The sequence below is a fragment of the Microvirga sp. CF3062 genome, assembly GCF_036314045.1.
Taxonomy (GTDB): domain Bacteria; phylum Pseudomonadota; class Alphaproteobacteria; order Rhizobiales; family Beijerinckiaceae; genus Microvirga.
Window position 1 is genome coordinate 364,508 of record NZ_JAYGGN010000003.1, and the last position, 13,067, is coordinate 377,574.

Consider the following 13,067-nt stretch of genomic DNA (forward strand, 5'->3'; position numbering starts at 1 on the left):
ATAGCCGCCAACCGCCGCTAGGCCGCGACGCCGAGCTTCTTCTGCAGGCTCGTGGACGAGGTCGTGTATTGGAACAGGAGCTTCTTCTCCGGGTACACGTAGCGGTGCACTTTCTGCGCCGCCAGCGCGCCCTCGTGAAAGCCCGAAAGGATGAGCTTCAGCTTGCCCGGATAGGTGTTGATGTCGCCGATGGCGAAGATGCCGGGCACGTTGGTCTCGAACTTCTCCGTATCGACCGGAACCAGGTTCTCGTGCAGGTTCAGGCCCCAATCGGCGATGGGACCGAGCTTCATGGTCAGCCCGAAGAAAGGCAGCATCACGTCGCAATCGACAAGGTTTTCCGAGCCGTCGTCCTTGCGGATCACTGCGCCTTCCAGCACGTGATTGTTGCCCTTGAGCGCACTCACCTGGCCCAGGTGAAGGTCCATCTCACTGGCGGCGACCAGCGAGCGCATCTTCTCCACGGTATGGGGCGCAGCCCGGAAGGCGTCGCGGCGGTGGAGCAGGGTCAGGCGCTTGGCGATGGGCTGCAGGTTCACAGTCCAGTCGAGAGCGGAATCGCCGCCGCCGACGATCAGCACCTTCTTGTTGCGGAACATCTCCATCTTGCGCACGGCGTAGAACACGCTCGTGCCCTCATAGGCCTCGATGTTGTCGATCGGAGGCTTCTTGGGCTGGAACGAGCCGCCGCCGGCCGCGATGATCACCGACTTGCAAACGAACGTGGTGTCGTTCTCGGAGGTCTTGACCCGGAACAGGGGCGCCTCGGGCGTACCGATGGATTCCAGGCTCTCCACCATCTCGTTGAGGTGGAAGGTGGGGTTGAACGGCTCGATCTGCGCCATCAGGTTGTCGACGAGGCCCTGGCCCGTCACCATCGGGAAGCCGGGAATGTCGTAGATCGGCTTTTCCGGGTAGAGCTCGGCGCATTGGCCGCCCACCTTCGGCAGGATGTCGATGAGGTGACATTTGATATCGAGGAGGCCCAGTTCGAACACGGCAAACAGGCCCACGGGCCCGGCACCGATGATGACGACGTCCGTTTCGATATGGTCGGTCATAAACAGGCTCCTTCGAGAGACCTTTCCGAAAGCATGGCCTCTTCGTTTTGGCAATGTGACAGGCTGGCAGTCAGTCGCCCGTCGGGGCGAGCGTGACTTCCAGGCCGTCGAGTTCGGGGGTCCACAGGATCTGGCAGGACAAGCGGGAACTGGGCTTCGTCACTACGGTGTCGAGCTGGTCCTCTTCCTCCTCCGTGGCAGGGTACAGCTTGTCCACCCAATCCTCGGCCACGAAGACGTGGCAGGTGGCGCATTCGCAGGCGCCGCCGCACAGGCCCTCGATGGGCAGGCCCCAATCCCTGATGATCTCCATGACCCGCCAGCCCTCGACAGCCTCGAGGGTGTGGCGCTGGCCGGCCCGGTCGGTCACATGGATGACGCCCATGAAACGGGGAATCCTTCGCGTGGGTTCTGGGATGGGGCGCAGGAGGGTGCGCCGATGGGCTGCATATCGGACTTTCGGTCCGCTCCGTCAATGGTTTAAGGGCCCGGTTTGTTTCCGAAAGCAGGCTGTCCTAGACCCCCAGCGTCTCCGCCCTCAGGGCCTCGTTTGCCATGAGCTCGGCCATGGAGCCCTGGAAGCGGATTTCGCCGCGCTCGATCACGCAGGCCCGGTCGCTGATGCCCGCCGCAAAAGCCCAGTTCTGCTCGGAGAGGAGCACGGCCACGCCCTCCGCCTTCATGGCCCGGATCGCCTCGGCCATCATCTGGACGATCACGGGGGCGATGCCCTCGGAGGGCTCGTCCAGCAGGATCGCATCCGGGTTGCCCATGAGGGTGCGGGCGATGGCCAGCATCTGCTGCTCGCCGCCGGACATCTGGTTGCCGCGCCGACCCCGCATCTCGGCGAGATTGGGAAAGAGCCGGAAGAGGCGCTCCGGCGTCCAGGGCGAGCGTCCGGCGACTGCGGGCCGGCGCCCGGTCTCCAGGTTCTCCTCGACGGTGAGATCGGTGAAGATGCGCCGGTCCTCGGGCACATAGCCGAGGCCAAGCCGGGCGATCTTGTAGGTGGGCATCCTGCCCAAGGAATGCCCCTTGAAGGTGGCCTGCCTCGCCGAGGCCGAAACCAGCCCCATGATCGCCTTCAAGGTGGTGGTCTTGCCTGCTCCATTGCGGCCGACCAGGGCCATGACCTCGCCGGCCTGGAGCCGGAACGTCAGGTCGAACAGCACCTGGGCGCGACCATAGAAGGCACGGAGATCCCAGACCTCGAGAAGCGGCGCATTCATGCAGGGCTCACTCCTCTCAGGGGCTCCAGGGCGCGCGCGTCGCCGAGATATGCGCGCTTGACCTGCTCATCCTGCCGGACCTCGTCCGGCGTTCCGGAGGCGATGATCTGGCCGCGCAGGAGCACCAGCACCCGGACCGCATGGCCGAAGACCACGTCCATGTCGTGCTCGGTGAAGAGAACGCCGATGCCCTGGGATTCGGCAATGGAGGCGGTGAGGCTCATGAGCGCCGCCCGCTCGCCCGGCGCCATGCCGGCGGTGGGCTCGTCCATGAGGAGCAGCTTGGGCTGGCCGGCAAGTGCTATGGCCAACTCCACCCGCTTCACATCGCCATAGGCGAGCGCCGAGCAGGGCACATCCGCCGCCTCCGCCATGCCGACCTGCGAGAGCAGTTCGACGGCCTTCTCGCGATGGCGCTCCCGGGCCGGGGCCCAGAGGCCGTTGCTCTGCCGGGCGCAGCTGATCAGCGCCATCTGGACGTTCTCGGCAGCGCTCATGGAGAGAAACGTCTGCGCCACCTGGAAGGTGCGTCCCACGCCGCGACGAAAGCGCTTTTGCGGCGAGGCATGGGTGATGTCCTGTCCATCGAGCAGAACCTGTCCACGATCGGATTTAAGCTGGCCGCCGACCATGTTGAACACGGTGGATTTGCCGGCGCCGTTCGGTCCGATGATGGCGAGCATTTCTCCCCGCTCGACCGTGAAGGTCACGTCGCGGGCCGCCACCACGCCGCCGAAGGATTTGTGCAGGCCGTTCACGGCAAGAAGTGTCATGCCCGCGCCTCCCACCAGTCGCGGACGGTGCCCACGAGGCCGCGCGGGAAGATGAGCACCATGGCGATGATGCTCAGGCCCAGAAGCAGCCGCCAAAGCGACGTCAGAGGCATGAGCCAGTCGCGCAAGGCATGCAGGGCCGCAGCGCCCACAAGCGGCCCCATCACGGTCTGGATGCCACCGAGCAGCAGCATGGTGAGCGCATCCACGGAGGTGGAGATGCCGAGCAGGCTCGGATCGACCGAGCCGCGGGAGAACGCATAGATCCCGCCTGCGAGTCCTGCCGCGGCGCCGGCGATCATGAAGGCAAGCCAGCGATGTTGACGAACGTTCAGGCCGATGGCCTCTGCACGGGAATCCGAGTCGCGAGCCGCCCGAAGCGAGTAGCCGAACGGTGCGTCGATGATGCGCTTCAGAAGCAGCACCGTGACGACCGTCAGCGCGGCGGTCAGGAGGTAGTAGGGGATCGGCCCGCTCGCCCAAGGCGAGGGCCACACGCCCACGATGCCGTTGTCGCCGCCGGTGACCTCCACCCATTGGAATGCGACCGCATAGAGGATCTGGGCGGCCGCGAGCGTCATCATGGCGAGATAGATGCCGGACAGGCGCACCACGAAGGCACCGACCAGCCCGGCGCCGAGCGCCGCCATCGCAAGCCCGAGCGGGAGGGCCGCTTCCATCGAGACACCGTACCATTTGACGGCAAGCGCTGCGCCATAGGCACCGAGGCCGAAGAAGGCTGCATGGCCGAAGCTCACGACGCCGCCGACGCCGATCAAAAGCTGCAGGCTAAAGGCGAAGAGCGCGAAGATCAGGATCTCGGTCGCGACCTTCAGAAGATACGCATCCGCCACCAGCGGGAAGCTGGCGAGAGCCGCGATGATGATGAACAGAATGTATTGCCGGCCCGGCATGGGAGCGCGGCTGGCAATGCCCACCGCATGAGTTCCGCCGATGATTTCGGCCCGCCCGAAGAAGCCGTGGGGACGGATCGCCAGCACCACTGCCATGAGGAGAAAGACAACGACGAGCGTGCTCTTTGGAAAGATCAGGATCCCGAAGGCCTGCAGCTGCCCGATGATGAGCGCCGCCAGAAAGGCGCCCGGCACGCTGCCCATACCGCCGACCACCGTGACGACGAAGGCCTCCGCGATGATGGACAGATCCATGCCCGTGTTGGCCGAAACGCGTGGGATCTGCAGCGCGCCGCCGAGGCCTGCGAGGAAGGCGCCGAGAAACAGCGTGCCGGTGAACAGCAAGGCCTGATTGACACCGAGCGACGCCACAATGTCGCGATCCTGCGTGGCCGCGCGCACCAGCACGCCGAAGCGCGTCTTGCGCAGGAGCAGCCACACGAGGCCAAGCACGATGGGCCCGGCAGCGATCAGCGCCAGTTCGTAGGATGGGAAGCGTCGTCCGAGAATTTCCACCGGCGCGCGCAGGCCCGGAGCGCGGGGCCCGAGGATGTCCTGCGGGCCGAAGACCTGCACCACGAGATCCTGCACCACGAGCACCACGCCAAAGGTGGCGAGCAGCTGGAAGAGTTCCGGCGCGCCGTAAATGCGCCGCAGGAGCAGCACCTCGATGATGACGCCGATGATCCCGACGATGACGGCCGAGATGAGAATGCCGGCCCAGAAGGTGACGGGCCCGAAGGAGAGTTCGAGCAGCCGCGGCACGAGGGTCGCGGCCGTATAGGCGCCGATCATGTAGAGCGAACCGTGCGCAAAGTTCACGATCCGCGTAACGCCGAAGACGATCGTCAGACCGCAGGCGGTGATGAAGAGCGAGGAGGCGCTGGACAGGCCGCTGAGGGCCTGAACGGCCAGGAAGGCGAGGTCCATTCTTTACCCTCCCCTTGAGGGGGAGGGTCGCGAGCATCGCGAGCGGGGTGGGGTGGAAACGCAGACATTCGTGAGGTCGCGTTTCCACCCCACCCCGGCCTTGCGGCCGACCCTCCCCCTCAAGGGGAGGGTGCAAGGGTGCCGAGCGCTCAACGTCTAGTCCTTCCGAACCGCCTTCACCTCGGCCTCCGTCGGCATGAACGAGGCGCCGTCCTTGTAGGTCCAGTCGGTCATGCCGCCGGCAGCACCCTTCTGAACGAGCTTGCCCACCCACGCCCCCATGGTGGACTGGTTGTCGATGCCGCGCATGGTGACCGGGCCGATCACGGTGTCGAACTTCGCATCCTCGAGCGCCTTGATGATCGCTTCCGTCTCGGTGGAGCCGGCGCGCTCGATAGCGTCGCGGATCATGGTGACGACCATGTAACCCAAGAGCGAGCCGAGGCGCGGCGTGTCGTTGTACTTGGCGCGATAGGCGTCGATGAAGGCCTTGTGCTTGGGCTCCTTGATCTCGTCCCAGGGATAGCCAGTCACGGTCCAGCCCTCGGGCACTTCGTCCTTGAGCGGCAGGAGCCATTCGGGCTCGCCGGTCAGAAGGGAAAGAACGGTCGCGCTCTCGAAGAGCCCGCGGGTGTTGCCCTCGCGGACGAACTGGGTGAGGTCGGGGCCGAAGAGCACGTTGAAGATGCCGTCGGGCTTGGCCTGCTCGATGGCCGACGCGGTGGCGCCCGCCTCGATCTTGCCGAGCGCCGGATACTGCTCGGCGACGATCTGGGCTCCGGGCACGCGCTCCTGGATCAGGCGCTTGAAGACGGCCGCCGCCGACTGGCCGTATTCATAGTTCGGCGCCACGATGGCCCAGCGCTTGGCGCCGGAAGCCTTCGCCTGATCCACCAGCATGCCGACCTGCATGAAGTTGTTGGGCCGGACACGGAAGGTGTAGCGGTTGCCCTGCGCCATCGTCACGGCGTCGGTGAGCGGCTCGGCCGCGATATAGACGATCTTCTTCTGGTTGGCGTAGTCGGCCATGGCGACGCCGACATTGGACAGGAACGAGCCGAACAGCAGCGAGACGCCTTCGCGGCTCACGAGCTCGTCCGCCACGCGGGTGGCGCTGCCCGTGGTCGCGCCGTCGTCGCGGGAGACGATCTCGATCTTGCGGCCGAGCACACCACCCTTGGCGTTGATCTCTTCGAGGGCCATCTGCCAGCCGTTGCGGTAGGGCACGGTGAAGGCCGCCCATTGGGCGTAGGAGTTCAGCTCGCCGATCTTGATCGGAGCCTGCTGCGCCTGAGCCGCCGGTGCCCCGAGGGCGAGCGCCGCTCCAAGAGCCAGCCAGCGGATCGTCGAAAACTTGGCCATTAAGGCGTCCCTTCAATCGAGAATGTGCGAGGATTTAGGGCCAATCGAGTCCAGAAGAAAGACACAAACTGCCAAGGTTCTCTAAATCCCGACTTGCTCCAGCCTAGAGCATCGGATCAATCCGATGCTCATTTTTAAGCTGGCGCATCGTTCTTAGCGGAAAACCGGATCCACTTTTCCGCACGATGCGCTAGGAGAGGATGACACATTCGCTCCTCCTTCGTCTCTTTCAGTGACAGATCCATGCTTCTCGACAACGATCCTGCCCATGCCTTCATGCCCTATCCGGCCGTTTCGGTTCCCCATGCGCCGACGGGGCCCTTGTCTGGCCTGACCTTTGCCGCCAAGGACCTGTTCGATGTGGCGGGCTATCCGACGAGCGCGGGATCGCCTCACATGCTCGCCATGTCGGGCATCAAGACCCGCACGGCGCCGACCGTCCAGAAGCTGCTCGATGCCGGTGCGCGGCTCGTGGGCAAGACGATCACTGACGAGCTTGCCTTCTCGATGAGCGGCAAGAACGCCCATTTCGGCACCCCGGTGAACGGCGGCGCGCCCGACCGCATTCCGGGCGGCTCGTCCTCCGGCTCGGCGGCGGCTGTCTCGAACGGGTTGTGCGATTTCGCGCTCGGCACCGATACAGGCGGGTCTGTGCGGGCGCCCGCCAACCATTGCGGTCTCTTCGGGATCCGACCGACCCATGGCCGGGTCAGCCTTGAGTTCTGCCACGATCTGGCTCCATCCTACGACACCTGCGGCTACTTCACCCGTGACGGCGCCACCTTCGAGCAGGTGGGCGCGGTTCTGCTGGGCGACGACGGTACGCCCCTGCCGCAGAAGCCTCGGGTACTCCTAGCGCGGGACGCTTTCGGGTTGCTCCACGGGCAAGTGCGGGAGGCGCTCGCACCGGCCTTGCGCCGCACCGAACTCGTGCTCGGCGAGCCCCAGGAGGTCGATGTGGCGACGGAGGGCTTCACGGCGCTCTACTGGGCCATGCGCTACATCCAGAGCCGGGAGGCCTGGACGGTCGATGGGCCGATGATCGAGCGCTACAATCCGCCCTTGGGCCCCGGCGTGGCCGACCGGTTCGAATTCTCGAAGGCTGTCACGGACGGTCAGGTCACGGAAGCCCAGGTGATTCGCGCCGCTTTCCGCAAGCGGTTCAGCGCCTTGCTCGATGACGCAGTGCTGATCCTGCCAACCATGCCCGACATCGCCCCGCTCCTCACCGAGAGCGACGAATCCTTGAACGATTACCGCAACAACGCCCTGAACCTGCTCTGCCTGTCGGTGCTGTCAGGCCTGCCTCAGGTGTCGATCCCGCTCGCCTCCCGGTCGGGCGCTCCGCTGGGGTTGTCGCTCATGGGGCCTGCCGGGTCGGACCTGAGCCTCGTGCGGCTGGCCCGGCAGATCGCCGAGAGCGCATAGCCCGACGGGACCCAACGGACGCGGCCGGAGTTACCGGCAGAGCGAAGAGAAAACCATCAGCCTCAGAGGGGAGCCATGACCCATCCAGCCGTTCACCCGGAGACGCCGCATGTGGCGGTGGCCAGCGCCTGCATGCTGGGGGAGGGGCCGGTGTGGGACCACCGCTCGAACACCCTGTTCTGGGTCGACATCAAGAACCCGGGGGTTTGGCGCTATCGCCCAGAGACGAAGGAGCACTTTCGTGTCGATGCGCCCGAGCGGATCGGCTTCATCGCCCTGACCCCTGACGAGGATGTGGTGGTCGCCGGCTTCAAGTCGGGGCTGGCCCGGTTCAACCTGAGAACCGGCGCGGTCGAGCCCCTCGTGTCGCCGGACAGCGACAAGCCGAACAACCGCATCAATGACGGCCATGTGGGGCCGGACGGGGCGATTTATTTCGGCACTATGGACGACGAGGAGGAGAATGCCTCCGGGGCCTTCTGGCGCTGGGACGGCAAGGAACTGATCCAGTTCCATTCCGGGTTCGTGGTCACCAACGGTCCGGCCTTCAGCCATGACGGGCAGAGGATCTACGCGACCGACACGACGGGCCAGACGATTTATGCCCTCGATGCCGGTGAAGGACAGATCGGCGAGCCGCGTCCGTTCACCCGGTTCGAGCAGAGTTGGGGCCATCCGGACGGCATGGCGGTCGACGCGGAGGGCCATGTGTGGGTCTGCCACTGGGGCGCCTCACGCATCACGCGGTTTGCTCCCGACGGTTCGGTGGAGCGCACCGTGTCGGTTCCGACCGCCCAGGTGACGAAATGCGCCTTCGGCGGACCCGATCTCACCACCCTCTACATCACCACTGCCGCCATCGGCCGTGACCCGCATATCGATGTGATGGCGGGCCACCTCTTCAAGGTGGAGACCGGCGGCATCCGCGGGCTTAAGGCCAACATCTTCGAGGGGTAGATACCATGAGCATCGAGCGCTTCGGCTCCCTCAACGGTCAGGACGCCCTGCAGGTCTCGCTCACAGGCCCTGACGGCATGGAAATTAAGGTCCTGACCTGGGGCGCGGTGGTGCGCGATCTCGTCGTGCCCTCCTCAAGCGGCTCGCAGGGCGTGGTGCTCGGGCTCAACTCCATCGAGGATTACGTCGCTCATTCCCCCTATTTCGGCGCCATCGTCGGACGCCACGCCAACCGCATCGGAGGCGCGTGCTTCACCCTGAACGGGGAGACCTATCGTCTCGATGCCAATGAGGGCCGCAACCAGCTGCATGGCGGCACCATGGGCTTCGGCACGCGGCTCTGGAGCATCATCGATCACACCGACACCAGTGTCACGTTGAGCCTCGTGTCGGAGGATGGCGATATGGGCTATCCGGGCCGGCTTGTTGCCACCTGCACCTACACGCTCCTGCCCTCATGCGGTCTGCGGATCGTGCTTGAGGCCACCTGCGATCAGCCGACGCCGGTCAACCTCACCACTCATGGCTATTTCAATCTCGACGGCAGCACGGACATTCTCGCGCACCACCTGATGATCGCAGCCGACTACACTACGCCGACCCGCCCGGATCTCATCCCGACGGGAGAGATCCGGCGCGTGGCGAATACGGGCTACGACTTCACCACCTTGAGGCCCATCGGCGCGGCCGAGTTCACGCAGGAGCGCATCCTCTACGACATCAACTATGTGCTGCAGGGACCCTACGGCGAGCTTCGGCACGCCGCGACCCTGGCGTCGCTCAAGAGCGGGGTGTCCATGGAACTTTGGACCACGGAGCCCGGCGTTCAGTTCTACGACGGGCACCTGATGGACATGCCGGTTCAAGGGCTGGGAGGGGCCAAGTACGGCCGGCACGGAGGGCTCTGCCTGGAGCCACAGCGCTTCCCCGACAGCCCCAATAAAGCCCATTTTCCATCGTCTATCTTGCTTCCAGAAGAGGTATCGCGCCAAGTCAGCGAGTTGAGGTTCTCTCGCTGACGGAAGGAACTTTGCTCATCCAAGTAGGTTCTTCTTTGTAGGCGTTGCGTTTCCAGATAAACACAAAACAGTAGGGGAAGGCGCCCATGCCGGTGCTCGATGCCAAGGCTTTGGAAATTGATCCCAAGGGAATGAGTTTCCTGAAAAGCATCCTGCGCCCGCTCGCCTCTTCCGAGGTAACCCCGAAGGATATCCCTCGCATCGGTCGGATCCGGCTTCACATGCCGAGACGGACCCGCGAAGCCGTCACTGGAACGGCGTGACGGGCCCTCTCGAGCCCGCCACCTTTCTCACTCAAGCATCGGCCCCTGAAGCGACCAATCCACGCTTGGCCAGGAGCGCGTCTGCCGTGGGCAGGTGTCCCCGGAAGGCCGTGTAAGCCTCGGCCGGATCGCGCAGGTTGCCGGCGGAATAGATGAAGCGCTTGAGCTTGTCCGCCATGTCCCGGTTGAAGGCGTCGCCCGTCTCCTCGAAAGCCGTGAAGGCATCGGCGTCCAGGACCTCCGACCAGAGATAGCTGTAATAACCCGACGAGTATCCGTCGCCGGAAAACACATGCGTGAAATGCGGCGTACGATGGCGCATGATGATCTCGCGTGGCATGCCGATCTTCTGCAGGGTCTCGGCCTCGAAGGCGGACGCGTCGAGATTGCTCAGGTCGTTGCGTCGGTGCAGTTCGAGATCGACGAAGGCCGAGGCGAGGTACTCTATGGTCGCGAAGCCCTGGTTGAAGTTGCGTGCTGCCATCAGGCGCTCAAGCAGGTCTTCCGGGATCGGCTCGCCCGTCCGGTAATGGGTTGCGTAGCGGCGCAGGATATCGGCCTGCGAGAGCCAGTGCTCATAGAGCTGCGAGGGAAGCTCCACGAAATCCGTCGACACGGCCGTGCCCGCGAGCAGCGGGTAGGTCACGTTCGAGAGAAGACCGTGCAGGCCGTGGCCGAATTCGTGAAAAAGCGTGCGTGCATCATCGAAGCTCAGGAGCGACGGTTCGCCCGCGCTGCCCTTCGAAAAGTTCATCACGTTGACGATAATCGGACGGATGTCGCCGGTGAGACGTTCCTGAGACCGGAAGGCGCTCATCCAGGCGCCGCTACGCTTCGACGAGCGCGCGAAATAATCGCCGATGAAGATGCCGACAGGTTGGCCGTCCGCATCCAAAACCTGCCAGGCGCGGATATCGGGATGATATTTGGGGAAGTCCTTCAGCTCCTGGAAGCTCAGGCCGAAGAGTCTTTGCGCGGTCTCGAAGGACGCCTCAATGATCCGGTCGAGCTGGAAGTAGGGCTTGATGACCGCCTCATCGAGATTGTGGCGCGCCATGCGCACCTGATCCGCATAATAGCGCCAGTCCCACGGCTCGATGGCAATGTTGTCGCCGATGGACTGCGCCTGAGCCTGCAGGTCGTTGCGCTCCTCCTCCGCACGGGCGCGGGCCGGCGTCCAGACGTCGTTGAGGAGCTTCATCACGTTGTCGGGCGTCTTCGCCATGGTGTCGGCGAGCTTGAAGTCGGCGAAGGTCTCGTAGCCGAGGAGCTTCGCCCGCTCGGCGCGCAGGGCCGCTGTCTCCGCGATGATCGCCTTGTTGTCGGTCGCATTGCCATTGTCGCCTCGCGCGGCCCAGGCCTTGAAGGCCTGCTCACGCAGGTCGCGCCGCTTGGAGAATTGCAGGAACGGCTCGATGCTGGAGCGGGAGAGCGTGATGATGGACTTGCCCTTTAAGCCCCGCTCTTCGGCAGCCTGGGCGGCTGCCTCGCGCAAGAAAGAGGGCAGGCCTTCGAGATCGGCCTCGCCATCAAGGACAAGCTGATAGGATTTCTCATCCGCCAGCACGTTCTGTGAGAACTGGGTGCCGAGGCTTGCAAGCCGCTCGGTGATGGCGGCGAGCCGCTTCTTCTCGTCAGGTCCGAGCCTGGCACCGGCGCGCGCGAAGATGATGTGATAGCGCTCGAGGACACGCATCTGCTCAGGATTAAGACCGAGGCTCTCGCGCTTGTCGTAGAGCGTTGCCACGCGTTTGTAGAGCGCCTCGTTCATGAAGATGCTGTTGCGGTGCTTGGCGAGGATCGGTGCCATCTCGCGCTCGATGGCCTGGATCGCATCGTTGGTGTGCGAGCCTGCGAGATTGAAGAACACCCCGCCGACTTTCTTGAGCGTCCGGCCGCTGCGCTCCAGGGCCTCGATGGTGTTGACAAAGGTGGGGGTTTCGGTGCTCTCGGCAATGGCGGCAACCTGGGTTTGCTGTTCGGCGAGCGCGGTATCGAAGGCGGGCCTGTAATGCTCCGGCACGATGCTCTCGAAGAGCGGAAGACCGAACGGAGTCGACCATTGCGTGAGGAGGGGATTGCCTGCGAGAGCCGCGTCTGAAGCCGTCATGATTGCTCCTGTCTGATGATCTGAAGATGAGAAGTCTTAGACGCGTCAGCCATCGACGGAAAGAGGGCCTGAATTCGTCGAGGCCCGGCTGGCGGCGAGATGGCGCTGCAGGAAGGCGAGGGCCCTGCGGGTCGCATCCTCTTCCGCCGCGCCCCTGAAGCCATGGCCCTGGCCGGGATAGACCTTAACCTCGTGCGGCACGTTCTGCTGGCGCAGCAGGGCCTCCACCGCATAGGCATTGGCCACCGGCACGATAGGATCGGCCGAACCATGCAGCACCAGGGTCGGCGGCAGGCGCGAGGTGGCGGCAATCGCGCCCTGCGGCAGCGGGCCGAAGTAGTTTACCAGCGCCTTCACGCGAGGATCGGTGCTCGACACGGCCAGCCCTAAGGCTGCTCCTAAGGAAATGCCCACGATGCCGATGCGGCTCGAGTCGGCACCCGGATGATTGGCCGCAAAGGTGAGGGCGTCCTGGACGGTGCTCATCCAGGGCATGAAGTTTTGGAACATGGTGCTGAACGAAGCCCGCTTCTCGCCCGTGCGGTCGAGATAGTGAACCAAGTGAACCTGATAGCCGGCTGCCGCCACGGTGCGGGCCGCTTCGCGATACTGGCTGTTATAGCCCAAGCCATCGGCGCCATGCAGCATGACAAGAGTGGGATGGGGCGAGGTGCCGGATCCTTGGAAGGTTTCGACGGCAATGGCCTTGCCGCCGCTCTTGAACGCGTTGCGCTGTGCGTTGACAGACATCGAGATGGACTTGTCCTGTTGAGCCTGGGCGGTGGAAGAGGCAGCAAGGACTGCCCCGATCAGAAGGTTGCGTCTGGTGATCGACATGAAGGTATGAGGCCGTTGGGCGGGGATTCCGTACCCATGAGATGGGTTCGGATCCTTAAGGCTTGCAGATGGCAAAAGGTCCCAGCGTTACGAGCGGTCAAGCTTTCGGCCAAGGTTAAGGATCGTTTCAGGCTTGAGCACGTTGTTTGCAGGCCAGCGAGATCGTCTCGCGGCCTGCAGAGAT

12 protein-coding genes are annotated in these 13,067 nt (G+C 64.4%); 4 read left to right on the forward strand and 8 right to left on the reverse strand.

Going from position 1 to position 13,067, the window contains the following annotated elements:
• Positions 1-17 precede the first annotated feature (17 nt).
• From VB618_RS07880 to VB618_RS07905, 6 genes are all read right to left on the reverse strand, one after another.
• Entirely contained in the window at positions 18-1,061 is a 1,044-nt protein-coding gene (locus VB618_RS07880) for an NAD(P)/FAD-dependent oxidoreductase (protein ID WP_329796047.1), read from the reverse strand.
• A 70-nt stretch (positions 1,062-1,131) separates the two neighbouring features.
• Entirely contained in the window at positions 1,132-1,446 is a 315-nt protein-coding gene (locus VB618_RS07885) for a 2Fe-2S iron-sulfur cluster-binding protein (RefSeq protein WP_329796048.1), read from the reverse strand.
• A gap of 130 nt (positions 1,447-1,576) precedes the next feature.
• Positions 1,577-2,290, reverse strand: a complete 714-nt coding sequence (locus tag VB618_RS07890; protein WP_329796049.1) for an ABC transporter ATP-binding protein — start codon at positions 2,288-2,290, stop codon at positions 1,577-1,579.
• Entirely contained in the window at positions 2,287-3,063 is a 777-nt protein-coding gene (locus tag VB618_RS07895) for an ABC transporter ATP-binding protein (RefSeq protein ID WP_329796050.1), read from the reverse strand. Before VB618_RS07895 ends, VB618_RS07890 begins: the two co-directional genes overlap by 4 nt.
• On the reverse strand, positions 3,060-4,907 hold the full coding sequence (locus tag VB618_RS07900; protein WP_329796051.1) for an ABC transporter permease: 1,848 nt from the start codon (positions 4,905-4,907) through the stop codon (positions 3,060-3,062). Before VB618_RS07900 ends, VB618_RS07895 begins: the two co-directional genes overlap by 4 nt.
• A gap of 156 nt (positions 4,908-5,063) precedes the next feature.
• Positions 5,064-6,269 carry an ABC transporter substrate-binding protein gene (locus tag VB618_RS07905; protein WP_329796052.1) on the reverse strand — a complete coding sequence of 402 codons (1,206 nt, stop codon included), beginning with the start codon at positions 6,267-6,269 and terminating at the stop codon, positions 5,064-5,066.
• Positions 6,270-6,512: 243 nt separating this feature from the next.
• Here VB618_RS07905 and VB618_RS07910 point away from each other — a divergent pair, with 243 nt between their 5' ends.
• From VB618_RS07910 to VB618_RS07925, 4 genes are all read left to right on the forward strand, one after another.
• Positions 6,513-7,697 carry an amidase gene (locus VB618_RS07910; RefSeq protein ID WP_329796053.1) on the forward strand — a complete coding sequence of 395 codons (1,185 nt, stop codon included), beginning with the start codon at positions 6,513-6,515 and terminating at the stop codon, positions 7,695-7,697.
• Between the two features lie 75 nt (positions 7,698-7,772).
• Positions 7,773-8,654 (forward strand): SMP-30/gluconolactonase/LRE family protein, encoded by an 882-nt coding sequence (locus tag VB618_RS07915; RefSeq protein WP_329796054.1) that lies wholly within the window; start codon positions 7,773-7,775, stop codon positions 8,652-8,654.
• Positions 8,655-8,659: 5 nt separating this feature from the next.
• Positions 8,660-9,673: an aldose epimerase family protein gene (locus VB618_RS07920; protein WP_329796055.1), complete on the forward strand. Its 1,014-nt coding sequence runs from the start codon at positions 8,660-8,662 to the stop codon at positions 9,671-9,673.
• A gap of 86 nt (positions 9,674-9,759) precedes the next feature.
• Positions 9,760-9,936, forward strand: a complete 177-nt coding sequence (locus VB618_RS07925; RefSeq protein ID WP_329796056.1) for a hypothetical protein — start codon at positions 9,760-9,762, stop codon at positions 9,934-9,936.
• 31 nt (positions 9,937-9,967) lie between these two features.
• Here the strand turns inward: VB618_RS07925 and VB618_RS07930 are convergent, their stop codons facing one another.
• Positions 9,968-12,046: a M3 family metallopeptidase gene (locus tag VB618_RS07930; RefSeq protein WP_329796057.1), complete on the reverse strand. Its 2,079-nt coding sequence runs from the start codon at positions 12,044-12,046 to the stop codon at positions 9,968-9,970.
• Positions 12,047-12,091: 45 nt separating this feature from the next.
• On the reverse strand, positions 12,092-12,883 hold the full coding sequence (locus tag VB618_RS07935; protein ID WP_329796058.1) for a dienelactone hydrolase family protein: 792 nt from the start codon (positions 12,881-12,883) through the stop codon (positions 12,092-12,094).
• Positions 12,884-13,067 lie beyond the last annotated feature (184 nt).